Genomic DNA, 26,847 nt, shown 5'->3' with positions numbered 1-26,847 from the left:
TCAACGCTCAGGGGACAGACGGACCGCGAGCTCGGCGACGCGCTTGCCGAGCAGTGACGCCAGCAAACGTTCGTCGTCGCTGAGTTTGCCGGCGCTGAGCCCGGCGACATGACTGGCACCGTATGGCGAGCCGCCGGAGCGAGTGTGAGTCAGTGCCGGTTCCGTGTAAGGCAGACCGACGATATACATGCCGTGATGGATCAACGGCAGCATCATGCTGACGAGCGTTGTCTCCTGACCGCCATGCATGGTCTGTGTGGAAGTGAATACCGCGGCGGGCTTGTTGGCGAGGCCGCCGCTGGCCCACAACGCGCTCGTACCGTCGAGAAAGTATTTCAGCGGTGCGGCCATGTTGCCGAAGCGGGTCGGGCTGCCCAACACCAAACCGTCACATTCGCGCAGGTCGTCGTGCGTGGCGAACGGAGGACCTTCGCTCGGCACCGCCGGCTCCAGTTGCTCGATCACCGCGCTGACTTGCGGAACCGTGCGCAATTTAGCCTTCGCGCCGGGCACAGACTCGATGCCCCGGCACACTTGCCGGGCCAGCTCGGCGGTCATGCCTTTGCGTGAATAAAACAAAACCAGAATTTCAGCCATGCGCGCGGATACTCCGAAAAGCCAGGGCGCCACGCGTCATGTGGGTGGAATGCAACGCGAGGCTCACAGCCGAGGCGCGTGCATTGTATTCAGACGCTTCTTGACGGTGTAGGGCGCGATTGCTACGGTCAATTGAAAAATTCGCCATGGTAAGTCAGTCATCCCGCCGTAGTTTGACGTTACTCGTGCTCTGCATGGGCTTGGCCGCGTGCGCGGGTGCTCCGGTGCAGGAAATGAGCAATGCCCGTCAGGCCATCAAGGCCGCACGCGACGCCACCGGCCCCGCCACACCGGCGTCCCTGATCGAGGCCGAGTCGTTATTGAATCGCGCCGAAGACAACCTGCAGAAACGCGCATACAAACAAGCCCGCCGCGATGCCATTGCCGCCCGAGGCAAGGCCGCCGAAGCGCTCAGCTCCACTCGCACTGTCGACGACCGCAACGGCGCCAGCTGATCCAGGATTTCAGGTTTATCATCCCGCGATGGCCACTCTCATCGCACGTCGCTGCTTTGTGTCCGGTCGGGTTCAGGGCGTGTTCTATCGTGCTTCGACCCGTCAGAAAGCCACCGCGCTGGGCTGTACCGGCTATGCGCGCAACCTGCCCGACGGGCGGGTGGAAGTGCTGGCAGTCGGCGAGCCGCCAGCGGTTCAAGGATTGCTGGACTGGCTATGGCGCGGGCCGCCCGCGGCGGAAGTGAAGTTGGTGGAAGTTCAGGAACTGGCGCTCGAGGCCCTGGGCGAGCTGCCGGTCGGCTTCGGCCAACGCTGAAGGCTTTAGCGGTACTGCCAGCGATTCGCCAGCCGGACCAGCACCAGGTCGGCGTAGTTGCGACGCCCGACGCTACCGTTATATCGAGCCAGCGCCTTGGTGTAGTCGCCCTTTTCCCGTTCCAGATAGAACTTCAGGATGGTGCAGCCCATACGCACGTTCTGGGGCGTGCGGACCAGCTCCGCATTGGTCATGCCCAGTTGATTGGGCCAGAACGGCATCACCTGCATCAGGCCGACCGCGCCGGCCGAGGACACCGCCCAGCGATCGAAACGGCTTTCCACATCGATCACGGACATGACGAGCCCGGGCGGCAATTGCAGGCGCCGGGCCTCGCAGAACACGTGATGCAGGATCTCGGCGCGTTCCTTCTCGTCCTTGACCACCTTGAGCAGCTTCGGCTCCATGGCCGCGAGCCAGACCTTCTTCTCGAACTCGTCCTCGAAGCAGGGGCTGGTGGGCAGGGTCTTTTGCAGGAATCTGCCGAGCGCAGGATCCTGCTGCCGGTCGGCCCAGGCGGGCAGGGCAAGCAGGGTCAGCAGTGTAAGAAGCAGGCTGCGGAGGGCAGTCACTCTTTGACCGTGTATGTTGTGCGCGTTGCGGGCCCCACAATATCATGCGCGCAAACAGCGATAGATCGAGCCCGTCACATCCGCCATCCTATTGTTTGGTAAGGAAAGCGGAACCTGGCGTGCGGCGACACATTCATCTTGGGAACCCATGAGCGCCGAATATCACAGCAGCGACGTTGAGCAGCCGGAACAGACCCGGCGGCCGGGCCGCGGCGTGTATTGGCTGCCGAACCTGTTCACCACCGGCACGCTGTTCGGCGGCTTCTACGCCATCGTTGCCGCCATCGACGGCAATTTCTCCAATGCCGGCATCGCCATTTTCGTGGCCATGGTGGCCGACGGCCTGGACGGTCGCGTGGCCCGCTGGACCAACACGCAGAGCGACTTCGGCAAAGAGTACGACAGTATCTGCGACATGGTGGCCTTCGGCCTGGCACCGGCCATCGTCGTCTATCAATGGGGCATCGAGCGAATCTACGACTACGGCAAGTTCTGGGGCCGGTTCGGCTGGCTTGCTTGCTTCTTCTACGCGGTCGCCGCGGCGTTACGCCTGGCCCGCTTCAATACTCGCGCCGCCGCCGACAAGCGCTACTTCGAAGGTCTGCCGAGCCCGTCCGCCGCGGCCACGGTCGCAAGCTTCATCTGGCTGGTCAGCGAATTCCCCGTCACGGGCGTGGTGGCTTTGGCACTGGCGTTCGCCATCACGATCTGTATCGGCGCGTTGATGGTCAGCAAGTTCTCGTACTGGAGCGGCAAAGAGCTGAACATGCGCGGCCGCATCCCTTGGGTGTACGCGGCGCTGATCCCGTTGATTTACGTCGTCATCTCGCTGGCGCCGGTCTCGTTGTTCACCCTGTTCGGGCTGTATGCCGCCTCCGCGCCGCTGTACTGGGTGTGGCGCAAGCTGACGCGCAAGAAGCGGGTCGCTGAGGGCACCTAGCGATTGCCGATGGTCTAGTGGGGCGGGTGCCGGTAAGCTTCCCCCAAACCATCTACAGCGCACCGTTTCGCAATGGATTCCCGCCGCCTGGCCTATCTGAAGGCACTCGACATCGACGTCTGGGAACGTCGAGACGGTAGCGCACGCCCGAAGGTTGCGCCGGTCGAAACGGTGGCCGCGCCTGTCGCTCCGGTCGCGACCGTGCAGGCCCGGACGGTTCAGTCGCCGCCGCCGGCCATCGCGCCGAAAATCCAGCTGCCCGACGAGGACAGCGGAGTCTCGAAGCTGGGCTGGGAAGAGCTTGCAACCGCGGTCCGTTCCTGCACGAAGTGCCCATTGCACGCCACGCGCACCAATGGTGTCTTCGGCGTGGGTGACCGCACTGCCCGCTGGATGATCGTCGGTGAAGCGCCCGGCGCGGACGAGGACCGGCAGGGCGAGCCGTTCGTGGGGCGCGCCGGTCAGTTGCTCAACTCGATGTTGAAGGCGATCGGGCTGGCGAGGGAACAGGTGTTCATCGCGAACATTTTAAAATCGCGTCCCCCCAATAATCGCGATCCCAAGCCCGAAGAAGTGCGTGCCTGCATTCCTTATCTGTATCGGCAGATCGAGCTGGTGAACCCGGCGCTGATCCTGTGCGTGGGGCGCATCGCCGCGCAGACCCTGCTCGAGGTCGACACACCGATTGGCAAGCTGCGCGGCACGGTGCATAGAATCGCAACCAATCGCCCGATGGTGGTGACCTACCATCCGGCCTATCTGTTACGCAGCCCGGTGGAGAAGCGCAAATCATGGGCCGATCTGTTATTGGCCATGCGTACCTTCGAGACGTTGCAAAGTGGGGCAACGACGTGAGCGCCGAGCTCGACCGTAGCGCGCTTTATCAAGCGGTGCGCTTCCGGCCGATGACGCTCGTCGATGTTCCCGCGGTGGTCACGGTCGAACGGGCCGCCTACCTGTTTCCCTGGAGCGAAGGGGTCTTTCGCGACTGCGTGCGCGTCGGCTATCTGTGTCGCGTGGTCGAGTTCGAGGGCCAGGTCGCGGGCTACGGCATCATGTCGTATGGCGCCGGCGAAGCTCACATTCTGAACATTTGTATTCGCAACGACCTGCGCGGCGTCGGCGTCGGCCGGCGCTTGATGGATTTCCTGCTGAGCCGGGCCAAGGAAGCCGAGATGCAGGACGTGTTCCTGGAAGTGCGGCCGTCCAACCCGGTCGCCATCAAGCTCTACGAGTCGCTGGGGTTCGTCAAAGTGGGCATCCGCAAGGCCTATTACCAGGCCGCCGGCGGCCGCGAAGACGCGCTGGTCTACAAGCGCGTGCTCGCCAACCCCTGAAACGTTAAGTAGTTCCCCGTTCGCTGTGACCCAAGCCCTGCCTTTGGGGGTGGGGGCTGTGTATCGTCGGCTCGATGCACGCAATCGCGACCCCAGAAAAACAACCGGCGCTGCTCGCCACGGCCCGCATCCTGCTGATCATGCTGGTCGCGGCGGACCTCGCGTTCATCGTGCTGCACGTGATCTATGTCGAGACCTCGCTGCTGCGGGGCCGGCCCTTCTCGCTGGAGGCTGACAACGGCATTCCCGAGGCCTATCAATACGTCAAACAATTCTGGGTGGCGCTGTGCATGGTCGGCCTGTTCCGGCGCACTCGCGAGATCACCTATATCGGCGTCGGCGTGGTGTTCACTTTCCTGCTGATGGACGACGCGTTCCAGATTCACGAGCACTTCGGCAAATGGCTGGCGGCGCAGTACACGTTGCCGGTGGCTTTCGGGCTGCGTCCCGACGACATCGGCGAATTGCTGTTCGCGGCGGCCATCGGCGGCGTGACCCTGCTGCTGATCGGGATCGGCTACTGGCGGGGCGGGCCGGACGCTCGGATCGTCACGCGCGACATTTCGATCTTGATTCTTCTGCTCGCCGGACTCGGAGTAGGCGTGGATGTCATCCATGTCATCAGTTACTTCAAGGCGCCGCTGCTCGCCCAGTTCCTGCTGATCCTCGAGGACGGCGGCGAAATGATCGTGGTCAGCATCACCGCCGCCTACGTCTTCAACGTCCTGATCCACGAAGGGCGTGCGCCCGTGGACTTGTGGGCTATCATTCGCGACTTTGCCAGCCAACGCTTGCTCCGCCGCGTCTGATTCCACTTCGGGTGGTTCCGCGCGGAGCGCGGAATCACCATGTCAGAAGATGTACTGAATACTCTAAGTGCCCGGGAGATAAGCAAAAGACGAACTTTTGCCATTATCAGCCACCCGGACGCCGGCAAGACCACGCTCACCGAAAAACTGCTGTTGTTCGGCGGTGCCATTCAGCTCGCCGGCACGGTGAAAGGCCGCAAGGCGGCCCGGCATGCGACCTCCGACTGGATGGCGCTGGAACAGCAGCGCGGTATCTCGGTCACCTCCTCCGTCATGCAATTTCCCTACGACGGCCACATGGTGAATCTGCTCGATACGCCGGGCCACGAGGACTTCTCCGAAGATACGTATCGCACGCTGACCGCGGTGGACTCGGCGCTGATGGTCATCGACTGCGCCAAGGGCGTCGAAGAGCGCACCATCAAGCTGATGGAAGTCACGCGCCTGCGCGACACGCCCATCATGACTTTCATCAACAAGCTCGATCGCGAAGGCCGCGAGCCCATGGAGCTGCTGGATGAAATCGAGAAGGTGCTGAAGATCTCCTGTGCGCCCATCACCTGGCCGATCGGCATGGGCCGCGAGCTGCAGGGCATTTATCACCTGATCGAAGATCGGATTTATATCTATCAGGCCGGCGAGAAGGGCCGCGCCGGTACGACCGCGACCATCGATAAGCTCGACAGCGACGCCGCGACCGAATTCCTCGGCGCGCGGGCGCAAGCGTTTCGCGATGAAGTGGAGCTGGTGCGGGGCGCCGCACCGGAATTCGATCTGAAGCAATATCTGGCCGCGAAGCAGACGCCCGTGTTCTTCGGTTCTGCCATCAGCAACTTTGGCGTGACGGAGCTGCTGGCGTCGTTCGTCAGGAATGCGCCGGGTCCGAAAGAACGTGAGACGACCGGACGAGTCGTCAAGCCGCTGGAAGAAAAGCTGACCGGCTTCGTGTTCAAGATCCAGGCGAACATGGATCCGGGTCATCGCGATCGTATTGCCTTCATGCGGATCTGCTCCGGCAAATTCACCAAGGGCATGCGCCTGTTCCATGTGCGGCTCAAGAAGGAAATGCGCATCAACGACGCGCTCACGTTCCTCGCGGCCGATCGTCAGCACACCGACGAAGCTTTCGCGGGCGACATTCTCGGTCTGCACAACCACGGCACGATCAACATCGGCGACACCTTCACCGAAGGCGAGTCGTTGATGTTCACGGGCATTCCCAACTTCGCGCCGGAAATGTTCCGTCGCGTGGTGTTGCGCGATCCGCTGCGGATGAAGGCGCTGCAGAAGGGCTTGGATCAGTTGTGCGAAGAGGGCGCGACGCAAGTGTTCCGTCCGCTGCGTAACAACGATCTGATTCTGGGCGCGGTCGGTCAGCTGCAGTTCGACGTGGTCACGTTCCGTCTGCAGGACGAATATTCGGTGCAGTCGTCGTTCGACAACGTCAACGTGTACACCGCGCGTTGGGTGTACAGCAAGGATGCGAAGAAGCTCGAGGAGTTCCGCACGAAGGCGTATGAGAACCTGGCGCTGGATCATTCCGGCGCGCTGGTGTATCTCGCCCCGACGCGGGTCAACCTGCAGCTGACGCTGGAACGCTGGCCGGATCTCGACTTCCGCGAGACCCGCGAGCATCTGGCCGCCGCTGCTTAACGAACAGCCAGACATGAAGTCACCTCTCATCACCAAGAAAGTGTTCGCCTGGGCGTTATACGACTGGGCGAATTCGTCGTTCGCGACCACGGTGATGGTCGTGTTCTTCCCGCTGTTCTTCAAACAGTTCCTGACGCCGGGTCAGGACGCCACCACCAGCACGTTCTGGCTGGGCATCGCGAACGGTGTGTCGAGCTTCGTGCTGGCCATCATGGCGCCGTGGCTGGGCGCGCTTGCTGATCGCGGCGGCAAACATCTGCGCTTCCTGGCGGCGTTCACCGCGATCGGTGTGATTCCAACGGCGATGCTGGCGTTCGTCGGCAGCGGCGACTGGCAAGCCGCTGCGGCGTTGTTTGCAATTGCCTCGCTCGGCTTCTGGGGCGGGTTGATCTTCTACGATTCCATGCTGGTGAAGGTCGCGCCGGCCAAGCGGCTCGATTCGGTCTCGGGCTTCGGTTACGCAATGGGCTATCTGGGTGGCGCGCTGCTGCTCACCGTCAACGTGCTGATGTTTGCCAAGCCGGCCATGTTCGGTCTGGCCAATCCTGAAGCAGCGATTCGTGCTTCGTTTCTGTCGGTCGCGGTATGGTGGACGCTGTTCGCGATTCCCATCTTCCGCAGCTCGCCCGATGTGAATGAGCGTGCTCCGGTCGCCGCTGGCAGCGCCATGCGTGAAGGATTTGCGGAGCTGGCGAAGACCTTCCGGGAAGTGCGCAAATACCGCCCGGTGATTTTGTTTCTGCTTGCGTACTGGATGTATATCGACGGCGTGAACACCATCATGAAGATGGCGGTGGACTACGGTCTCGCGCTGGGCTTTCCGGCGGACAGCCTGATCTCGGGCATTCTGATGATCCAGTTCATCGGCTTCCCGGCCACGCTGGTGTTCGGCGCGCTGGGCGATCGCATCAGTCCGCTGGTCGGTATTTTCGTCGGCATCGGTGTTTATGCCGCTGTGACTTTCTATGCGGTGTTCATGACCACGGTGTCGGAGTTCTACATCATGGCCGCCGCCATCGGTTGCGTGCAGGGCGCGACGCAGGCGATGAGTCGTTCGTACTACGGACGGTTGATTCCTTCGGATCGGGCCGGCGAGTTCTACGGCTTCTACAACATGATGGGCAAGTTCGCGGCGGTGCTGGGACCGTTGCTGATGGCCTTCACGGCGTTGCTCACTGGCAATTCGCGGATGGCGATTCTGTCGGTGGCGATCTTGTTCGCAGGTGGCGCGCTCGTGCTGATCTTCGCGGCACGAGCATCGCGCGGCGTCACGCCTCCAGCTGGTTTACCAGAAACTTCAGCCGGCTGAGCTGCGTCGGCAACGGCGTCGGGCCGTACCGTAATCCCACATAGACCGCTCGCACCTCCGCCAGTTGCGTGGCCAATTCCGGCCGCGCCTGAGCGGCGCGCGTCACATAGTCATTCGGTCCTTCGTGCGGCTGTCGAGGCACGCCGAGCTTCGCGAGCTTACGGCACAGTTGTTCGTAAACATGCGCCACGGGATCGCGCGATCGCGGCTTGAACTTCCACGCCAGATAAGCGGACAGGATCAGGAAGAAGCCCAGCAAGCCCAGGATCAAGCCCACGCCCAGATATTCCCAGCGCGGATCTTTGATGTTGAATTTCTCCAGCAGCCAGCGCTGCTGATCTTCGCCGAACTCCACGACCTGGTTGTTCCAGAAGGTGTTGGCCGCGTCCCATGCCATGCGGATCTTCGAGAACAACGCGCTCTGACGCAGCACTCTGCCCGGAACATCTTCTTCCGCCGAGATCGCTGCATCCAGTCCGCGCTCGATGCGCTCCGGCGCGATCGCGGCGGTCGGATCGATGCGTTGCCAGCCACGGCCTTCCAGCCAAACCTCGGACCACGCATGCGCATCGGACTGGCGGACGATGAAATAGCCGCCCATCGAATTGAATTCGCCGCCCTGATATCCCGTCACGACGCGCGCCGGAATGCCGACGCTGCGTGCCATCACCGTGAAGGCCGAAGCGAAGTGTTCGCAGAAGCCGCGCTTGGTGTTGAACAGGAAGTCATCGACGGCGTTCACGTTCAGTGCCGGTGGCTGCAGCGTGTAATAGAACTCTTCGCTGCCGAATTTGGTGAGCACGGACTGAATGAACGCTTCGTCGCTGCCCGCGCTCTCGCGCATCTGCCTGGCCAGCTCGAGGGTGCGCGGGTTTCGATTGCGGGGGATGTATGTATCCAGACGCCGCAGATCGGGGCGCAGCTCGCTGGTCGTGACGTAGGTCGGCGACGATTCCAGATCGTACGAAGTGAGGACTGCGATCTGCTCCTGCCGTGCATAGAGCTGGAAGTCCTCGGCACGATAGGCACGCGCGCGGTCCCAGCGAGTGGCCATGTCGAGCGCGAAGATCCAGTTGTACCTCTGTGGCTCCAGGGAAATGCGATACCGATAGCTCGATCCCGACGCTGCCACTTCCTGCGGTGAATAGGCTGCGCCGGCGTGTCGCCATCTACGCCCGTCGAACAGATGCATCACCGGGCCGCGCCAGTACCGTTCGCGCGGTGGCGGCGGTTCGCCTTCGAACCTCACGCGAAACGCGATGGCGCTGGACAGGCTCAACTCGGACACGTCGCCCGGCGTCATCTCCTCGCTCAGGCCGGTGAGGGCCTTTTCACGCGCGGGCACGGCCCAGAACTGTCCGGGCAGGCGAGGGAAAAACACAAACAACAGAGCGGCGAGGGGTAGGGCCTGCAGAAACATTTTAGCTGTCGTGCCGGCAGCCTCGCGGATCGGCATCGGTTCGGTCTGATGGATGCGCATCAGCGTCATCGTGAGCAGCCCTGCCGTGAACAGCATGTACGGCAGGAGCATCATTTCCTGGTTGTAGAGGAAGGCAGCGAACAGCGCAAAGTAGGAGAGGAACACCACTACGGTGAGATCGCGAGGCGTGCGGGTCTCGAGCAGCTTCATGCCTGCCATCACGAGAAGTAGCGAAGTGCCAGCGTCGATGCCATTGAGCGTGCGATAACTGAGCAGCACGCCGACCAGCGCGGCGAATGCGAAGCCGGTGTTCACCGCTTTCGGCGGCAACGGCCAGCGCTTGATCTCGATCGTCATGCGCAATGCCGTGGCGGCCGCCGCGAGCAGCATCGTCCAGATTGCGACGTGACCGAAGTGCGGAGCCGCCGAAAGCGCAAGGCCCGCGATCACCCACACCAATCGCTGGCCGAGCGGCGTGAGCTGCTGCAGATGATTGTCGAGCACGGCACTCATGGCTCGAACATCGCCAGTGCGGTCAAACATCGTTGCCGATGTCCGGGGCCGATGTTTGCTGGAATATCCAGGCCCGGCAGCTTCAAGGCGAACGCGCGGCCTTCGGCGAAGGCGTCCTCGACCCAGCGGCACAGTTGTGACAATCGCGCTTCGGTGCCGAGTCCGGTGAGCCCGTCCCAATCGAAGACATGCGATGTGACGGCAGTGCCGGCGTACACCTTCACCTGCAGTCCTTGCTCACGCGCATAGGCTTTCCATGCAATCCGGCGCGGCGAGTCGCCAGGATGGAACGGTCGGAAGCCGGCGAACTCTTCGTCGCCTCGAACCGAGTCCTGCGCGCCGCCGGTGTCTGTTTCGACGGGCGGTGGTGACAAGCCACGCGGTGCTGGCTTGGGATAGACCACGCACGTCATATTCATATGAACGTGAGCCCACGCGCGAAACAAGCTGAAAGGATGTCGCGTGACGATCTCGAAGTGATCCAGTGTCAGCATGCCGCGGCGAGGCGCCGGTAGCTGCAGATAGAACACGGCGCGTCCGTTTGCGGGAACGAGCTGTGGCGGCGAGGTGCCTTCATCGTTCGCGACGATCATCTCATGACGATCGAGCGGCGCCGTGTTCTCCAACGCGATATGAAACTTCGCGTCGTCGCCGGCGAACACAGGCTCAGTGCTCGCGGACCGAATCACGAGGCCGGCCAGATTGCGATGACAGTAGTGCATGGCGGTGAGCGCCAGCGAGCCCAGCAGGAACGTCAGCCCCAGCGCCAGATTGTTTGCATAGTTCATCGCGCCGATGAACATGGCGGTCAGCATCAGCGCGAACGCGATGCCCATGCCGGTCGGGACGATGTAGATGCGACGACTGACCAGCGTCAGCGGCTCGGGATCGACGCCGTGACGTTTGCGAGCCCAGCGGCGCGAGAACTGTCGCAGCCGCCGGGCGATACCGAAGTCGAGATTGATGGCGAGGTTCAAGGCACCGCGACTTCTTTCAGAACGAACTGACCGATTTCAGTGGGCGTCTTGGGCGCGGTGTCGTCGCGAGGCTTGAGTCGATGGCCGACGACGCCGGCCAGCACAGCCTGCACGTCTTCGGGCATCACACCGGGATGTCCATGGATCAGCGCCCATGCCTGTGCGGCGCGGAGCAATCCGATCGACGCACGAGGAGAGATGCCCGCTTCGAACAAGGGAGATTCGCGCGTGTAACGAACGATGGCCTGCACGTAGTCGAGCAAGGCTTCGGACACGTGCACCTTCGGCACCATTGTTTGCATCAACAACAATTGCTGAGGTGACAACGTGGGCGCCAGGGTTGCAAGCAGATCGCGTCGGTCCTGGCCCAGCAGCAGTTGGCGTTCCAGTGACGGATCGGGATAGCCGAGCTCGATGCGCATCAGGAACCGGTCGAGCTGTGACTCGGGCAACGGATACGTGCCGATTTGATACACCGGATTCTGAGTTGCGATCACGAAGAACGGCGCGGCCAACGGATAGGTGGCGCCGTCTGCGGTGACCTGATGTTCCTCCATCGCTTCGAGCAGCGCGCTCTGCGCCTTCGGGGTGGCGCGATTCACTTCGTCGGCGAGCACCAGTTGTGAGAACACCGGGCCTTTGTGGAACTGGAACGAGCTGGTCTCACGATCGAATACCGAGACGCCGATGATGTCGGCCGGCAGCAGGTCGCTGGTGAACTGGATGCGTTGATAGGACAGGCCGAGCGATTCGGCCAGCGCGTGCGCCAGGGTGGTCTTGCCGACGCCGGGAATGTCCTCGATGAGCAGATGACCGCGCGCGAGCAGGCAGGAGATGCACAGTCGCAGCTGATGCTCTTTGCCCAGAATCACCCGATTGAGTTGGGCCGTGGTCGCGGCGATCAGCTCGACGGGGTCGGCCTGCGTTATTAGTGTGGGGATGGCGGAATTCATGCGCTCTCCGGCTTCGCTCGCGGGCCAGTGTCGGCAGTATGGCGCGAAATGCAAGTAGGTAGTTCGCATTCGCGCCAACGCGCATGACAGATTCGCCAGAAGCCGACAGTCCTCTGGCGAGCAACCGCTGTTACATCTCGCCGACCCGCTTCTCTTGTTCCTCGAGCTGAGCGATCTGCCGTTTGAATTCGGCGATCCGCTCATGGCCCAGGGCGACCACTTCCGGCTTGGCGTTGGCGACGAAGTTCGGGTTGGCGAACTTGGCCTCTTCCTTCTTCAGATCCTGCTCGACCTTGGCTTTGCGCTTGCTCAAGCGGGCCAGCTCCGCCTGCGGGTCGGTGATCAGGCCGGCCAGCGGGGAGGAAATGGTGCGGCGGTCGATGATGGCCGTCGCCGACGGCGGCAGGGCGGCGTCGCTGGGAAGAATTTTCAGATCGCTGATCTTGCCCACGCCACGGACCACGTTGAGGCTGGCCGTCAACGAGGTTTCGTCGCTGGCTTCCGGCGATTGATAAGCGACCGCGATCTCACGAGCCTGCGGAATATCCAGCTGACCGCGGATCTGACGTGCACCCAGAATCACTGCCTTGATGGCAGTGATCTGAGCTTCGGCGGACACATCACGCGGGAATTCGGCCGCGGTCGGATACGACTGCAACATGATGGTGTCGCCCTTGCGGCCGGCCATCGGCGCCACCGACTGCCAGATCTCTTCAGTGATGAAGGGCATCAGCGGATGTAACAAACGCAAATACGCTTCGAGCACGACGGCCAGCGTTTCGCGCGTGCCCCGCTTCTGGGCATCGCTGGACTGATCGGACTGCAACGTCGGCTTCGACAGTTCCAGATACCAGTCGCAGTACTCGTACCAGGCGAACTCATACAGCGCTTGCGACGCGAGATCGAAACGATACTCCGCGAGGCGAGCGCGGACTTCCTCGATCGTCGCGCCGAGACGCGAGCGGATCCACAAATCAGCGGGCGAATATTCCACCGGACCGGTCGCGCTGGCCGGCGGCGCGCTCTCCAGATTCATCATCACGTAGCGCGCGGCATTCCACAGCTTGTTACAAAAGTTGCGGTAGCCCTCGATGCGGCCCAGGTCGAAACGAATGTCTCGGCCCATGGTGGCGAGGGCGCAGAACGTGAAGCGCAGCGCGTCGGCGCCATACGAAGGAATGCCGCTCGGGAACTGCTTGCGCGTGTTCTTTTCGATCTTGTCTTTGTCCTTCGGCTGCATCAGTCCGAAGGTGCGCTTGGCGACCAGCGATTCCAGATCGATGCCGTCGATCAGGTCGAGCGGGTCGATGATGTTGCCCTTGGACTTGGACATCTTGTCGCCGTTCTCGTCGCGGATCAGGCCGGTGATGTACACCTCCCGGAACGGCACGTCGCCGGCGAACTTCAGGCCCATCATGATCATGCGGGCCACCCAGAAGAAAATGATGTCGAAGCCGGTCACCAGCACGCTGGTGGGGTAGAACGACTTCAGTTCCTTGGTCTGTTCGGGCCAGCCCAGCGTCGAGAAGGGCCACAGCGCGGACGAGAACCAGGTGTCGAGCACATCTTCGTCGCGCTTCAATGTCACATCGCGGCCGAGCTTGAGACGAGCCTGCTGATACGCAAGCTCATGCGTGCGGGCCACGTAATGGTTGCCTTCGTCGTCATACCAGGCCGGGATCTGATGACCCCACCACAGCTGACGGCTGATGCACCAGTCCTGGATGTTCTCCATCCATTGGAAATAAGTCTTGGACCAGTTCTCCGGCACGAAACGAATGCGACCGTCCTTCACGCACTCGATTGCTGGCTCGGCGAGCGGCGCGATGCGCACGTACCATTGATCGGTGAGCCACGGCTCGAGCACCGCGTTGCTACGATCGCCGCGCGGCACTTTCAAACCGTGCGGCTCGATCTTCTCGACCAGGCCTAACGCTTCGAGATCGGCCACGATCTGTTTGCGCGCGTCGAAACGATCCAGGCCGCGATATTTCTCGGGCACTTCATCGTTGAGCGCCGCGTTCGCATCGAACACGTTGATCAGCGGCAGCGAATGACGCTGGCCGATCTGATAGTCGTTGAAGTCGTGGGCCGGGGTGATCTTCACGCAGCCGGAGCCGAACGCCGGATCGACGTAGTCGTCGCCGATGATGGGAATCAACCGGCCGGTCAGCGGCAGGCGGATCTTCTGACCGATGAGATGTTTGTAACGCTCGTCTTCTGGATGCACGGCCACGGCGGTATCGCCGAGCATGGTCTCAGGACGGGTGGTGGCCACGACGATATATTGATCGTTGTTTTCGACGGGGTAGATGGTGTCGCCGCTGCCTTCGATGGGATAGCGGAAATGCCACAGCGAACCCTGCTCGTCGGTGGAGAGCACTTCGAGATCGGACAGCGCGGTGTGCAGCACCGGGTCCCAGTTCACCAGGCGCTTGCCGCGATAGATCAGACCTTCTTCATACAGGCGCACGAACACTTCGGTGACGGCTTCGGACAAGCCGTCGTCCATCGTGAACCGGTCGCGCGACCAGTCCACCGAATTACCGATGCGACGTTCCTGACGAGAGATCGTGTCGCCGGACTGCGCTTTCCATTCCCACACGCGCTTGGTGAATTCTTCGCGACCGATGTCCCGACGATGCACGCCCTGCGCATTGAGTTGCCGCTCGACGACCATCTGCGTGGCGATGCCGGCGTGATCCGTGCCCGGTTGCCAGAGCGTGTTCTCGCCCTGCATGCGGTGCTGGCGGGTGAGCACGTCCATCAGGGTGTGCTGAAAGGCGTGACCCATGTGCAGCGTGCCGGTGACGTTCGGCGGCGGGATGACGATGCTGTAGGGCGCGCCCTGGCCCGACGGCTTGAACCAGCCGTGCGACTCCCATCGCTGGTAAGTGCGTTGCTCGATGTCCTTGGGGTCGTAAGTCTTCTGCATGTCTCGACAGGCCGGGAAGCGGAGAAATAGCGGGCAAGTATAGCCGCCCATGTCTGAAATGCGGGCTGTCGCAGCCTTCCTCAACGCCGCGGGCGGGCTGGCGCCGCCGCTGTCGGTACGCGGGCCGGCTGGCGCCGGCCGCGTGCTTGTTGCTACTGGCTGATTGGCCAAGGGCCTTGCTGGCCGGCGGCTTACAGGAACATGCCGCCCGACGCCTCGATGCGCTGGCCATTGATCCAGCGGTTTTCGGGCGACAGCAGCGAGGCCACCACGCCGCCGATGTCATCGGGCAAGCCGACCCGGCCCAGCGCGGTCTGGGACGCGACCATGTCGTTGAGCTGCTTGTTGTCTCGGACCGCGCCGCCGTTGAAATCGGTCTCGATCGCGCCGGGGGCGACCACATTCACCGCGATCCCGCGAGCCCCCAGTTCTTTGGCCTGATACCGGGTCAGCACCTCGATGGCCCCCTTCATGGCGCCATAGGCCGCGTATCCCGGCAGTGCGAAGCGGGCGAGACCCGAAGAAATGTTCACGATCCGGCCGCCGTCGGCCAGCAGCGGCAGCAGCTTCTGGGTCAGGAAAAACGGGCCTTTCAGATGAATATTCACCAGCTCGTCGAACTGAGCCTCGGTGGTCTGGGCAAAGGTCGCGTGGGTACCGATGCCGGCATTGTTCACGAGGAAATTAAAGCTCTCGCGCTGCCACTGGTTCTTCAGCACGCCGCGCACCTGCTCGACGAACGAGCCGAACGACGAGGCGACCGACACATCGAGCTGCAGCGCCGCCGCCTTGCGGCCCGCCTTTTCGATTTCAGCGACGACGGCGTCGGCTTCCTTCTTGTTGCTCCGATAAGTCAGCACTACATCGATGCCGCGTTCGGCCAGATGCAGCGCCATGCTCCTGCCCAGGCCGCGGCTGCCGCCGGTAACCAGGGCGATGGGGGAGGTATTCGTGTTCATGGCTAGCTCCTCGTGGGGTTGTCGGTGGAAGAGAGCTTATTGATCGCCAAAGAATGGATAAACCAGGAAAATTTGAGCGTAATGTTCATATAATCGGAACAATCCCCCGGGGGCCCTCAATCGCCGTACGGCTCAGGCGGACATCGGCTGCAGTCACTCGCAGCTCCGGTCCGAGCCGTACGGCGATTGAGGGCCTCTTACTCCGGACAACGTACTCATGAACCAGCTCGAAGCCCTGCAAATCTTCGTCCGCGTCGCGGAGCTCGCCAGTTACACGCGGGCCGCGGAAAGCCTGGGGATGCCGAAGGCCAGCATGTCCACGGCCGTCCAGCAGCTGGAGAGCGAATTCGGCACTCAGCTTCTTCATCGCACGACCCGGAAAGTTCAGATGACCCTCGACGGTCGCGCCTGTTACGAGCGCTGCAAGGATCTGCTAGCCGATATGGACGAGCTGCGGTCGATGTTCCAGCAGGGGCCGCAAGCATTGCGCGGACGATTGCGGGTCGATATGCCTACCGGCGTGGCGCGAACCACCGTCATTCCTCGCCTGCCCGAGTTCCTGCGTCAGCATCCGCGGATCGAAATCGAGTTGAGCTGTACGGATCGCAAAGTCGATCTGGTGCGCGAAGGCTTCGATTGCGTGATGCGCGTCGGCACCTTGGAAGATTCCAGCTTGATCGTGCGCCCGCTCGGCGCCTTCGCCATCGCGAACTGCGCCAGTCCCGATTATGTGCGCAGGTATGGAATGCCGCGTTCGGTGGAAGATTTAGCGAATCACCAATTGATTCACTATGTCGGCACGCTCGGCGCGAAATCGATGGGCTTCGAATATCACGACGGCGTGGCATATCGGACGGTCGACATGCCGGGCGCGATTACTGTGAATAGCGCGGAGGCTTATCAAGAAGCCTGTCTCGCGGGATTGGGTATCGTGCAAGCGCCTGTTTCGGGTGTGCGACATTTGATCGAGCGGGGTCTGCTCGTCGAGGTCGCTCCGGCGTTGCGAGCGGAGCCGATGCCTGTTTCGCTGCTGTATGCGCAGCGTCGCAACTTGTCACAACGCGTGCAGGTGTTCATGTCGTGGGTGGCGGAGCTGATGAAGCCGCTTTTGTTGCCGCTTCCTGGCTGAGTTCCCGCGTATCATGCGGCGATCGAGTCGAGGAGCGACCATGAGCCGGTTCAAATATTTCCTGCGAACCCGTTATAGCGAATGCGATGCGCAGAAGGTCGTCTTCAATGCGCGTTACGCCGATTACACCGACCTCGCGACGGCGGAGTACTTTCGCGCGCTCGGCTATGAAAAGGAAATGCAGACCGGCGAGCTGGATTTCCAGCTGGTGAAACAGACGACCGAGTGGCGCGGGCCGGCCCGATACGATCAGGTGCTGGAGATTTCCGTTTCGACCAAGCACCTCGGCACTACGTCGTTTACGTTAGCGACGGAATTCCGTTTGGCGGGAGAGGAGAAAGTGATCGTCAACGTGGAGACGGTGTACGTGCACGTCGACCACCACACGCTACAGAAGATGCCGCTGACGCCGGCGCTGCGCGCGGCGATGGAACGGGGCGCAGCGAATGTGACGATCGATCACGCCGCGTATCTTTCTAAAGCACCTTAAAGGTTGTGCGACTCCATCGCACAGCCCTGCTCGCGATAATGTTTGTATCTTTCGCGAGCAGTGCGTTTGCGCTCCGGATCGACGTCGACGATTTCAGCGATGCGGTCGTAAGCATTCACATCTGACGGCATCGCGTCCGTGAGATTGATGAGCAGCCCGCGATGGGACTGCGGACCGATCTCCGATCCGACCATCACCATGACTCTGGCATGCGCCGCCTCCTGCCCACGATAGATCTCGTGGGGCAGGAAGCTGCCATCGCTGAACGTCCACAGCATGTCATCGAGTCGTTGCACATCCGGCGTCTGGATATACACCTGACACCCTTGCTCGACGGCGCGCTCCGCCAGCCTGCACGCATAGCGCAGGCGGGCGTCGGGCGCGTCCGCGGAGAGGACGTAGAAGTCCACTCGACTCATGGCGGATCGTTACTTCTTGTTGATGAGGTAGTCGACCAGCAGCGGCACCGGGCGGCCCGTGCTGCCCTTGTTGGCGCCGGCCTGGTAGGCAGTGCCGGCGATGTCCAGATGTGCCCAACGCAGGCCGTCGGTGAACTTCGCGAGGAAACACGCCGCCGTGATGGCGCCGCCTTCGCGACCGCCCACGTTGGCCATATCCGCGAAGTTGCTCTTCAGCTGCTCGCCGTATTCCTCGCCGATCGGCATCGGCCAGGCGCGGTCATCGGCGCGATCGCCGGCAGCCTTCAACTCGGCCGACAGCTCCTCGTCGTTACTGAACAAGCCAGACAGATGATTGCCGAGTGCAATCACGCAAGCGCCGGTGAGCGTCGCGAGATCGATGACCACTTCGGGCTTGAAGCGACGTGAATAGGTGATGGCATCGCACAGAATCAGACGGCCTTCGGCGTCGGTGTTCAGCACTTCAATGGTCTGGCCCGACATGCTCTTCACGATATCGCCCGGCTTGGTGGCACGACCGCTCGGCATGTTCTCGCACGCCGGCACGATACCGACGACATTGATCGGCAATTCCAGCTCGGCCACGGCCTTCATGGTGCCGAACACGCTGGCGCCGCCGCTCATGTCGAACTTCATTTCATCCATCGCGGCCGGCGGCTTCAACGAAATGCCGCCGGTGTCGAAGGTGACTGCTTTGCCCACCAGCGCCACTGGCGCCTGGCTGCGCTCGGCACCCTGGTACTCGAACACGATGAACGCGGCCGGCTCTTCGGAGCCTTCGGTCACCGACAGGAAGGAACCCATGCCCAGCCGTTTGCATTCGGCTTCGTTTAACACGCGCACGTTGAGCTTCTTGTAATCGTTGGCCAGGGCCTTGGCCTGGCGGGCGAGGTAGCTCGGCGTGCAAACATTGGCCGGCTGATTCGCCAGATCGCGCATGAAGGCCATGCCGCTGACGATGGCTTCGCCATGGGCGAGGCCACGCTCGGCCTGGCCTTTGTCGCCGCGACTGGCGACGGCGATGCCGAACTTGGTCAGCGACGGCTTGGGCCGCTTGTTGCTGGTCTTGTGATCGGGAATGCGGTACTGCGAGCCCGCGACGACTTCGACCGCGACACGAGCCTGCGTGTACGCATCGGCGTCGGGGATTTCATCCAGGCCCAGGTAGCTGATCGCATCGGTTGCGCCGGTCTTGGCGACCATGGCGAGCGCGCTGGCGAGCGCCTTGCGATATTGCTTGCGCTTGAAGGCGCTGCGATTGCCCAGGCCGATCACGATGACGCGTTCGACCGGCGCGCCGCTTAAGTCCGCGAGCAGAACCGCATCGCCGGTCTTGCCGCGCAGGTCGCCACGCTTCACCAGCTTGGCGATGCGGCCGCCGATGCGGGCATCGAGATCTGCCGCTGCCGCCGACAGAACGCCCTTGTCATAGACGCCGACGATGGCGCAATCGGTGCGCTGACGGGAGGCTGAGGCAGTACTGACCAAAAATTCCATGAACCTTCCTCGCAAAGGGCGCGAAAAAGACGCTAGTCTACTCCATTCCGCGCGGCTGACCGCCGCGGAAACATCCTCACGCTGCGGGTAAAAAGCGGAACGAGCATTGCGAACCCTGGATCGATACCTCCTAAAGGAGGTTGCGGAAACCTGGCTGGCGGTCACCGGCGTATTGCTGGTCATCCTGCTATCGAATCAGCTGGCGCGCGTGCTGTCGCAAGCGGCGGCCAACGATTTTCCACGCGACGTGGTGTTCTCGCTGATCGGCCTGACCTCGGCCGGTTATCTCACCCTGATCGCGCCCATCGGCTTTTTCCTCGCCATCATGCTGGGGCTGGGCCGGATGTATCACGAGAGCGAGATGGCGGCGATCCAGTCCTGCGGCGTCGGACCGGCCGGCTTGTATCGCCCGATCAGTTATCTGGGCGTATTTATTACCGTGCTGCTGGTCTGGCTGTCATTCTGGGCCATTCCCGCCGCGTCGGCGCGAGCCCAGCAAATCCGTACCGAGGCGCTGCAAAATGCGCAGTTCGGCCTGCTCGAGCCCGGCAGATTCCGTACCTTCGGCGGCGGCAATGTCGTGTTCTACGCCGAGCGCGTCGATGACAACGGCATCCTGCACAACGTGAATGTATTCGTGGACCGGACGCAGGATCCGGAGAGCGACGGCACGCTCGAGGTTTGGGTCGCGACTCGGGCCGAACAGCGCGGCGCCGGGCAGGCCGATCAGATGTTCGTGCTGTATGACGGTGAACATTACAAAGGCGTGCCGGGCAGGGGCGATTGGCAGATCACTCATTTCGCCGAGGGCGGTTATCCGATCCGGCTCGGTGAGATCGGCGGACGCGCGGGCAAGGCGGGCATGAAGCCCACCGCCGAATTGATACAGTCCTCCGATCCGCGCGATCGTGCCGAGTTGCAGTGGCGCATTTCGACGCCGGTGATGGCGCTCATCCTGATGCTGATCGCCGTGCCGCTGGCGAGATTGCGGCCCAGGCAAGGCCGGTTCGGTCGCATCGGCATCGCCATCCTGGTGTATTTCGTTTATTGGCAGCTGCTGGCGGCCGGGCGGACCTGGATCGAAGGTGGCAGCGTGTCCGAATGGATAGGGTTGTGGTGGGTGCACGGGGTCGCGCTGGCGCTCGGGTTGTGGCTGCTGTCGCGTGAGGCGCCGTTCACCCGGGCCCGGGCGGTGGCTGCATGACGTCCATTCTTTCCAGATATGTGATCAAGGCGGTGCTCAGTAACACCGCATTGGTGATGCTCGTGCTGCTCGCGCTGAGCGGCTTGTATCTGTTCATCACTCAGCAGGACGACATCGGCGTCGGCAGCTTCACGGTCGAGAACGCGTTCATGTTCGTCGGCTTGAATCTGCCGAAGTATGCGTTCGATATGTTGCCGATCGCGGCGTTGATCGGCGCGCTGCTGGCGCTGGGCAATCTGGCGCGCACGATGGAATTGATCGTGGTGCGGGCGGCGGGCGTGTCCACGATGCGCATCGCTCTGTGGACGGCCGGTGCCGGCGTGATCCTGATGATCTTCACGGCGCTGCTCGGCGAAGTGATCTCGCCGCCGATGGAACAATACGCCCGGCAGATGAAGACCTTCGCCAAGTTCAACGACTACAGCATGGCGGGCAACAAGAGCGCCTGGGCCAAAGACGGCGACATGATGATCTCGGTCCGCCAGCAGGCGGCGGACAATCGTTATGGCGGCGTGTATGTGTTCAAGTTCGATGCGCAGCGCCGGCTGCGGAGCGTCGGGCATGCGAACAATGCCAGCATCGACAAGAACAATCTGTGGCAGCTCGAGAACTTCGTCGAGTCCAGCATCAGCGATGAACGCGTGTCGACGAGCAAGGCGGCGGAGACGCAGTTGCAAACGAGGCTGTCGCCGGAGTTTCTCGGCCTGGCCGTGCTCGATGCGGATTCGCTGCCGGGGCGGGGGTTGTATAGCTACATTCAACATCTGAAGTCGAATGGCCTCGATGCGCGAACGTATGAGGTTGCTTTCTGGGCGCGCATCGCGCGCACGGTGGCTGTTGCGATCATTGTCGTGCTGGCGGTGCCGTTCGCGTTCGGGCCGATGCGGTCGACGGGCACCGGTGCCCGCACCGTGGTCGGCATCATGATCGGTGTGGTGTTCTTCCTGATGGCGAAAATGTTGGAAAGCGGCGGCGAGGTGTTCAACATGCCGCCCATCATGGTCGCCTGGCTGCCGACCGCGCTGCTGACGATCATCACTACCATCGCTATTTCTCGCGTTCGTTAAATCATGAGTGAGTCTGTTTCGTCTCAGCGCCTGCCGAGCGCTGGCGTGCTGCGCCGGCTGGGCGCGATGTTTTATGACCTGTTGCTGGTGCTCGCGTTGATGATGGTCGTGACGGCGGCGTTCTTGCCGCTGACCGGCGGCGAGGCGATCACAGTCGAGCGTTACGGTGCGTGGGAGTACGCGTATCGGGCGCTGCTGTTGGCGATCGTTGTTTTGTTCTTCGGATTGTTCTGGACGCGCCGGGGAGGGCAGACGCTCGGCATGGCGGCCTGGCGGCTGCGTGTGGAGCGTGAGGATGGCGCTGCGCTGACCTGGCTCGATGTGATCAAGCGCCTTGCGGCCGCGACGGTGTCGCTGGTGCTGGCGTTCGCCGGCTATTGGTGGATCTGGATCGATCGCGACAAGCTGGCCTGGCACGATCGCTGGACGCGGACCCGCGTCGTGGTGCTGCCGAAGAAGTGACAGCTTCGGCGGCCTCGAACGAGGCCGCCGACGTTTGAGGGTTACTTCTTGATCAGCTCGTCGAGCGGCTTGAAGATCGCGTCGTACTTGTACGCCGGAACTTCATAGACCCAGCCGTTGAGCTGCGCGTTCGCCTTTGTCGATTCTTCTTCGACGTTACGCTCCGCGGGCTTTGCCGCAGCGTCGGCAGTCTTGTCCGCTGCGGGCGGCGCGCCTTCGCTACCGCTTGGCGCGGCGTCCTTCTTGCTGGCGTCAGGCGCAGCGGCGTCTTTCTTCTCCGTGTCGGCGGTCGCGACTTTGAATTTGTCGGCGAGCGCGGCATCGTAAGAAGTCTTCAGCGCCACATAGTGCTTGTCATCCTTCTTCCAGCCGGTGACTTCCGTCACCAGGCCATCGAAGGTCTTGATGGTCGCACGCGCACTGGGCGGGTCCGTCACTTCGCTCGCGGCCTTCACATCGCTCAGCGTCAAACCAGCGAGCGCCGTAGCGAAGTTATCTGCAGCGGACGGCGAACTCAGCTCTTTACCCTTCGGCAATCCTTCCACCGCGAAGTCCGCATCGGCGCGGGTCTTCTTGGAAGCAGAGTAGGGCTTGCTCTTGTCGAGGGTCACTTCCGCCGACTGCACGCGATCCGCAGAAACATCGATCACCTCTTTGCGCAGCCACTGATCGGCCGACGACGAAGTATCGATGCTCTTGTTCACCAGCCAGCTCTTCGGCTCACCCGCACGACGCACATACTGTGACTGCGCGCCTTGAGCCTGCTTGCCGACGATCAGCTTGATCGGCTGCTTCGGGCCGTCGAGCTCGAGTTGCACGCCGCCGGCCGCGGCGTCGCTGATGTCTTCGACGCCGAGCGCCTTGTAGCTCTCCGGATTGGAGGTTTTCTCTTCGAGCACCTTGGCCTCGGTGAGGCTGGTGATGAGCTTGCGCAGCTTGGCTTCGTCGGCCGGATAGTTGTGCCGGTCGACGACGATCCAGCCGTTGTCGCCTTTCTTCACTTCGAGGGCCGGTTTGCCGCCGGCTTTCACGATGCGCACGTCCGTGATCGTGCCGAGCTCTTTCTTCAGCTCGGGATACAGAGCGGCCGATTCAGTCGACGACGGCGAGGTCTGCCGGCCGCCGAGCCAGAGGCCGGCGACGACGGCGAGCAACGCAATGACGGCCAGGATGGAAAGTTTTTTTGAAGTCATGAGCTAACCTCAGTCCATCAACCGGTGTGAGCCGCGGCGCGGCCGGCGCGAAGCCGGCGACGACGGGTGATTTCGAGGAAGATCGCGCCGAGCGCGAGCAGCAGCGGCACCAATGCGATGTTGATGACCTTCAGCCGCGTGCCGAGCTTCTCGATTTCGACATCGAGGCTACGACGTGTTTCGCGCAGTTCCTTACGGATGCGGACGCGCTCGTGCTGGAAGCGCTCGAGCTCGGCTTCCTGCTCGGGCGACAGCGACAACGACGCCTGATGGCCGCCGCGGCCGCCTTCCAGCGCCGTCAGTTTCTGCTCGGTGTCCTTCAGCTCTTGATCCAGTTCCTTCTCCTTGGCGCGCAGCTGATCGCCGGCCTGGCGACGCAGCTCGTCGACCTTGGTGAACGGACGGAAGAAGCTCTGACGGCCGCGCACGCTGATCAGATCGGCGCTGCCGGCGAGGTTGTCGACGGAGTTGGAAATGAAGTCGCCGTTGTTCGCCCAAGCGACCGAGAAGCGCTGACCGAACACGTTCTGCGTACGAACCCACAGCGGATCCGAGAGGATGTCGGTGTCGGCGACCAGAATGATGTTGGCGTCTTCCTTCGACTCAGTGAGATGCGCGCCGGCCGCGCCTTCAGCACCAGGCTTGCCGTTCGGGAACGCGGACTTCACCTTGCCGTGAATACGAGCCGCGATCGTGTAACGCTCGCCGGTGGGCTTGAAGCCGTCGAGCAACGCATCGCTGTCAGGAAGAAACATCAACTTCGCAGCGGGCAACAGCGCGGCGTTGGTGCTCGACTGAATCAGCGGCTCGAACTCGATCGTCGCGCCTTCTTTCTTCGACAGCGCACCCGCAGTCATCACGTTGATCGAGTCGAGCGCCGAGACGGTCACGTCCTTCGGATTCATGCTCGCGCGATTCAAGCCGAGAATGGCGATGTGCTGTGAAGGCGGCTTGCCCTGTTGCAACGACACCGTCAGACCGAGCTCGCGATCGCCGACGATCTGATTGGTATCGAACTTCACGCCCCACGCATCGAGCAGCGGGCCGAGCGTCGAGGAGCGACCGCCCATCGGCGGCATGCCCATCTGCGCGCCGGCGTTGTCGTTCTCCGACTGGGGGTCCATGAAGCTGATCAGCTTGCCACCGCGCAGGACGAACTGATCGATCGCGTACTGCGTCTGCGGGCTCAGCTCTTTGGGATGCACGACCATCAGCACGCCGATGTCGGCCGGAATGTCGTTGCCGTCGGCCTGCAACGTGCGCACGTCGAGCGTTTCGCGCAGCTGCTGGATGCTGGCCCAGCCCGGCGCCATCTGACCGCTCATCTGATCGAAGCGGGCATCGACCGGCAGGCCGGCGATCAAGCCGACGGTGGCGCGCTTGGCATTGCTCAACCGATAGATGAGGCTGGCAACGTCGTACTCCAGGAACTCTTCTTTGTCCGGCTGGAACAAGCCGATGATCTCGCGACCGTCGGTGGAGTTGGTGCCGGCGAGGCCGAAGTACACCGGCTCACCGCCCGGCGTCACCGAGACCGGCGACAAGCCGAACTCAGTGGCGCGATCCTCGTCTTCCGAGAACGGCTGCGGATCGATCACGTTGAGGTGCAGCTTGCCCTTGGAGCGCTGAGCCATTTCTTCGAGCAGCTCGCGGACCCGCTGTGCATACGCGCGCAGCTGCGGCGATTGCGAGCTGCCTTCCTGAGAGAAGAAGAAATAAAGATTCACCGGCTCGGTGAGCGAGCTGACGATCTTCTGCGTACCGGGCGCGAGCGAATAGAGCTTGCTCTCGGTCAGATCGAGCCGCGCGCCGCGTAACACGAACGTGATGAGAATCGTGACGCCGATGAACAGCACGGCGAGGGCCACCAGCGCGGTCGCGCCATAAGTCTTGCGTGTTTTAGTAGTCATGTCAGTCGGCCTTCTTCATGTCGAGGACGATGGTGTTGGCGGCGAGCCAGACGCCGATCACGGTCCCGAAATACAACAGGTCGCGCAGATCGATCACGCCTTTGGAGATCGCCTGGAAGTGCGTGTAGAACGACAGCGACGCCAGCGCGTCCACCAGCGGTCGCGGTGCCCAGCCGGACACCATGTCGAGCACGATCGGGAATCCCGAGAACAGGAAGCCGAAGCACAGGACCACCGTGAAAATGAATGCGATCACTTGATTGCGCGTCGCCGACGACAGGCACGCGCCGATTGCGAGGAAGCCGCCGGCCATCAGCCAGCTGCCGATGTAACCCGCGAGAATCGCGCCGTTGTCCGGATCGCCGAGATAGTTCACGGTGATCCACATTGGAAACGTCAGCGCCAGCGCGACGCCGGCGAAGGCCCAGGCTGCGAGATATTTGCCGATGACGGCCTGCCAGGTCGTGACCGGCAAAGTCATCAACAGCTCGATGCTGCCGGACTTGCGCTCCTCGGCCCATAGCCGCATCGAGATCGCGGGAATCAGGAACAGATACAGCCAGGGATGAAACGAGAAGAACGGCGCGAGATCGGCCTGGCCGCGCTCGAAGAAATTGCCGAACTGAAACGCGAACGCCGCGGCCAGCACCAGGAAGAACACGATAAACACCAGCGCCAGCGGGGTGGCGAAGTAACTGGCGAACTCGCGGCGGAAGATGGTTTTGATGTTATGCATTGTTCACCTCACGCTGCGCTTTTCTGACCGGTCGTGATCTCGCGGAACACGTCGTCGAGCCGACCGCTCGGTGCGCGTTTCGCCAGTTCGACCGGCGTGGCGTCGGCGAGCAGCTTGCCGCCGGCGATGATGATGGCGCGGTTACACACCGCATCCACTTCTTCGAGGATGTGCGTGGAGATCACGATGATCTTGTCCTTCGACATGTCATTGATGAGCTGGCGCACGTGGTGCTTCTGATTGGGATCGAGACCGTCGGTGGGCTCGTCGAGGATCAGCACCTGCGGATCGTGTAGCAGCGCCTGCGCCAGGCCGACGCGACGCTTGAAGCCCTTGGAGAGCGTTTCGATCATCTGCTCCAGCACGCTGTTCAGCTGCAGACGACCGATCACGTCGTCCAGGCGGGCGCGCCGCCGGTCGCCGGTCAGACCCCGCACATCTGCAATAAATTCGAGAAAACCGCGCACCGTCATTTCGCCGTAGCTCGGCGCGCCTTCGGGCAGATAGCCCATGCAGGCCTTGGCGGCGAGCGGATCGGTCTCCACGTCGTGTCCGCACACGGAGACGCTTCCTGACGTCGGTGTCAGAAAGCCCGTGATCATTTTCATCGTGGTCGACTTGCCGGCGCCGTTCGGCCCGAGAAAGCCGAGCACTTGTCCCGGGCTGACGGTGAAGGAGATGTCATCGACGGCAGTAAGCGCGCCGTAACGTTTCGACAGGTTTCTGATCTCAATCATGCGAGGGCCCTGTTGTAGTGATCACAGTGGTCGTCTTCAGAGAGGTCGGATGGTCCATGCTCGACACTCGGCCTGCTAAAAAAATCGTCCCTTCAGACTGCGCTACACGCCGCGGGTTCCTGATGTGGTTATGGCGACGCAAAGAGGGCGGGGATTTTTTCCGGGTGGGGCGGCATTTTCAAGTCGCCCCCGGAACAGAGGCGATGACGATCTCTTAATGAACCCCTGAATGAACTTATCGCCGCGCCGCGGTCCAAT

The 26,847-nt window shown here is 62.3% G+C and carries 25 protein-coding genes and 1 pseudogene; 13 read left to right on the top strand and 13 right to left on the bottom strand.

Translation table 11 applies throughout. The features are described 5' to 3' along the window. Positions 1-597, bottom strand: a complete 597-nt coding sequence (wrbA, locus tag ACFPN2_RS37745) for an NAD(P)H:quinone oxidoreductase (RefSeq protein ID WP_380606400.1) — start codon at positions 595-597, stop codon at positions 1-3. 233 nt (positions 598-830) lie between these two features. Between wrbA and ACFPN2_RS37740 the strand changes: the two genes are divergently transcribed. Beyond that, a complete protein-coding gene (locus ACFPN2_RS37740) occupies positions 831-1,052 on the top strand; it encodes a hypothetical protein (RefSeq protein WP_380606398.1) in 222 nt (73 codons plus the stop codon). Positions 1,053-1,080: 28 nt separating this feature from the next. Continuing rightward, positions 1,081-1,368 (top strand): acylphosphatase, encoded by a 288-nt coding sequence (locus ACFPN2_RS37735; protein ID WP_380606396.1) that lies wholly within the window; start codon positions 1,081-1,083, stop codon positions 1,366-1,368. A gap of 5 nt (positions 1,369-1,373) precedes the next feature. Here the strand turns inward: ACFPN2_RS37735 and ACFPN2_RS37730 are convergent, their stop codons facing one another. Then, entirely contained in the window at positions 1,374-1,940 is a 567-nt protein-coding gene (locus ACFPN2_RS37730; RefSeq protein ID WP_380606394.1) for a transglycosylase SLT domain-containing protein, read from the bottom strand. Positions 1,941-2,088: 148 nt separating this feature from the next. Here ACFPN2_RS37730 and pssA point away from each other — a divergent pair, with 148 nt between their 5' ends. The 6 genes from pssA to ACFPN2_RS37700 all read left to right on the top strand — a co-directional run bounded on the left by pssA (position 2,089) and on the right by ACFPN2_RS37700 (position 7,988). Beyond that, entirely contained in the window at positions 2,089-2,880 is a 792-nt protein-coding gene (pssA, locus tag ACFPN2_RS37725; protein ID WP_380606392.1) for a CDP-diacylglycerol--serine O-phosphatidyltransferase, read from the top strand. A gap of 72 nt (positions 2,881-2,952) precedes the next feature. Then, complete coding sequence (locus tag ACFPN2_RS37720) at positions 2,953-3,735, top strand: uracil-DNA glycosylase (protein WP_380606390.1); 783 nt, start codon at positions 2,953-2,955, stop codon at positions 3,733-3,735. Continuing rightward, positions 3,732-4,217 (top strand): ribosomal protein S18-alanine N-acetyltransferase, encoded by a 486-nt coding sequence (rimI, locus tag ACFPN2_RS37715; RefSeq protein WP_380606388.1) that lies wholly within the window; start codon positions 3,732-3,734, stop codon positions 4,215-4,217. Before ACFPN2_RS37720 ends, rimI begins: the two co-directional genes overlap by 4 nt. A 74-nt stretch (positions 4,218-4,291) precedes the next feature. After that, positions 4,292-5,026 (top strand): hypothetical protein, encoded by a 735-nt coding sequence (locus ACFPN2_RS37710; protein ID WP_380606387.1) that lies wholly within the window; start codon positions 4,292-4,294, stop codon positions 5,024-5,026. A 39-nt stretch (positions 5,027-5,065) separates the two neighbouring features. After that, positions 5,066-6,679 carry a peptide chain release factor 3 gene (locus ACFPN2_RS37705; protein WP_380606386.1) on the top strand — a complete coding sequence of 538 codons (1,614 nt, stop codon included), beginning with the start codon at positions 5,066-5,068 and terminating at the stop codon, positions 6,677-6,679. A 13-nt stretch (positions 6,680-6,692) separates the two neighbouring features. Next, positions 6,693-7,988, top strand: coding sequence for an MFS transporter (locus ACFPN2_RS37700; RefSeq protein WP_380606384.1), 1,296 nt, complete (start codon positions 6,693-6,695; stop codon positions 7,986-7,988). Here the strand turns inward: ACFPN2_RS37700 and ACFPN2_RS37695 are convergent. The 5 genes from ACFPN2_RS37695 to ACFPN2_RS37675 all read right to left on the bottom strand — a co-directional run bounded on the left by ACFPN2_RS37695 (position 7,948) and on the right by ACFPN2_RS37675 (position 15,745). Further along, positions 7,948-9,921, bottom strand: a complete 1,974-nt coding sequence (locus ACFPN2_RS37695; protein WP_380606382.1) for a transglutaminase TgpA family protein — start codon at positions 9,919-9,921, stop codon at positions 7,948-7,950. The two genes, ACFPN2_RS37700 and ACFPN2_RS37695, sit on opposite strands and share 41 nt — an antisense overlap. After that, positions 9,918-10,898, bottom strand: a complete 981-nt coding sequence (locus ACFPN2_RS37690) for a DUF58 domain-containing protein (RefSeq protein WP_380606380.1) — start codon at positions 10,896-10,898, stop codon at positions 9,918-9,920. Before ACFPN2_RS37690 ends, ACFPN2_RS37695 begins: the two co-directional genes overlap by 4 nt. After that, complete coding sequence (locus ACFPN2_RS37685) at positions 10,895-11,851, bottom strand: AAA family ATPase (RefSeq protein WP_380606378.1); 957 nt, start codon at positions 11,849-11,851, stop codon at positions 10,895-10,897. Before ACFPN2_RS37685 ends, ACFPN2_RS37690 begins: the two co-directional genes overlap by 4 nt. A 130-nt stretch (positions 11,852-11,981) precedes the next feature. After that, positions 11,982-14,786 carry a valine--tRNA ligase gene (locus ACFPN2_RS37680; protein ID WP_380606376.1) on the bottom strand — a complete coding sequence of 935 codons (2,805 nt, stop codon included), beginning with the start codon at positions 14,784-14,786 and terminating at the stop codon, positions 11,982-11,984. 191 nt (positions 14,787-14,977) lie between these two features. Continuing rightward, positions 14,978-15,745 (bottom strand): SDR family NAD(P)-dependent oxidoreductase, encoded by a 768-nt coding sequence (locus ACFPN2_RS37675; protein ID WP_380606374.1) that lies wholly within the window; start codon positions 15,743-15,745, stop codon positions 14,978-14,980. A 217-nt stretch (positions 15,746-15,962) separates the two neighbouring features. Here ACFPN2_RS37675 and ACFPN2_RS37670 point away from each other — a divergent pair, with 217 nt between their 5' ends. Both ACFPN2_RS37670 and ACFPN2_RS37665 read left to right on the top strand, forming a co-directional pair. Next, on the top strand, positions 15,963-16,874 hold the full coding sequence (locus tag ACFPN2_RS37670) for a LysR family transcriptional regulator (RefSeq protein WP_380606372.1): 912 nt from the start codon (positions 15,963-15,965) through the stop codon (positions 16,872-16,874). A 40-nt stretch (positions 16,875-16,914) separates the two neighbouring features. Then, on the top strand, positions 16,915-17,364 hold the full coding sequence (locus tag ACFPN2_RS37665; protein WP_380606371.1) for an acyl-CoA thioesterase: 450 nt from the start codon (positions 16,915-16,917) through the stop codon (positions 17,362-17,364). On the opposite strand, the gene ACFPN2_RS37660 is transcribed toward ACFPN2_RS37665, so the two are convergent. After that, on the bottom strand, positions 17,361-17,783 hold the full coding sequence (locus ACFPN2_RS37660; RefSeq protein WP_380606369.1) for a DNA polymerase III subunit chi: 423 nt from the start codon (positions 17,781-17,783) through the stop codon (positions 17,361-17,363). The two genes, ACFPN2_RS37665 and ACFPN2_RS37660, sit on opposite strands and share 4 nt — an antisense overlap. Positions 17,784-17,792: 9 nt before the next feature. Continuing rightward, a complete protein-coding gene (locus tag ACFPN2_RS37655; RefSeq protein ID WP_380606367.1) occupies positions 17,793-19,280 on the bottom strand; it encodes a leucyl aminopeptidase in 1,488 nt (495 codons plus the stop codon). A gap of 106 nt (positions 19,281-19,386) precedes the next feature. On the opposite strand from ACFPN2_RS37655, the gene lptF reads away from it, so the two are divergent. From lptF to ACFPN2_RS37640, 3 genes are read left to right on the top strand one after another with little or no spacing between them, the layout of a single operon-like run. After that, positions 19,387-20,484, top strand: coding sequence for an LPS export ABC transporter permease LptF (gene lptF, locus ACFPN2_RS37650; RefSeq protein WP_380606365.1), 1,098 nt, complete (start codon positions 19,387-19,389; stop codon positions 20,482-20,484). Beyond that, positions 20,481-21,551: an LPS export ABC transporter permease LptG gene (gene lptG, locus ACFPN2_RS37645; RefSeq protein ID WP_380606363.1), complete on the top strand. Its 1,071-nt coding sequence runs from the start codon at positions 20,481-20,483 to the stop codon at positions 21,549-21,551. Before lptF ends, lptG begins: the two co-directional genes overlap by 4 nt. Before the next feature lie 3 nt (positions 21,552-21,554). Continuing rightward, the gene (locus ACFPN2_RS37640) at positions 21,555-22,013 is read left to right on the top strand and encodes an RDD family protein (RefSeq protein WP_380606361.1); all 459 of its coding nucleotides are present in this window, start codon (positions 21,555-21,557) and stop codon (positions 22,011-22,013) included. 41 nt (positions 22,014-22,054) lie between these two features. On the opposite strand, the gene ACFPN2_RS37635 is transcribed toward ACFPN2_RS37640, so the two are convergent. The 4 genes and pseudogenes from ACFPN2_RS37635 to ACFPN2_RS37620 form a co-directional block, all read right to left on the bottom strand. After that, entirely contained in the window at positions 22,055-23,206 is a 1,152-nt protein-coding gene (locus ACFPN2_RS37635; protein ID WP_380606359.1) for a DUF4340 domain-containing protein, read from the bottom strand. A gap of 17 nt (positions 23,207-23,223) precedes the next feature. Next, entirely contained in the window at positions 23,224-25,116 is a 1,893-nt protein-coding gene (locus ACFPN2_RS37630) for a GldG family protein (RefSeq protein WP_380606358.1), read from the bottom strand. 1 nt (position 25,117) lies between these two features. After that, on the bottom strand, positions 25,118-25,852 hold the full coding sequence (locus ACFPN2_RS37625) for an ABC transporter permease subunit (RefSeq protein ID WP_380606356.1): 735 nt from the start codon (positions 25,850-25,852) through the stop codon (positions 25,118-25,120). 71 nt (positions 25,853-25,923) lie between these two features. After that, a pseudogene (locus ACFPN2_RS37620) lies at positions 25,924-26,589 on the bottom strand (ABC transporter ATP-binding protein); the annotation flags it as partial. Between the last annotated feature and the right edge of the window lie 258 nt (positions 26,590-26,847).

The organism is Steroidobacter flavus (genome assembly GCF_042651805.1).
Lineage (GTDB): Bacteria > Pseudomonadota > Gammaproteobacteria > Steroidobacterales > Steroidobacteraceae > Steroidobacter > Steroidobacter flavus.
The sequence above is the reverse complement of the archived record's forward strand: the minus strand, read 5'-3'. Positions and strand labels throughout refer to the sequence as shown.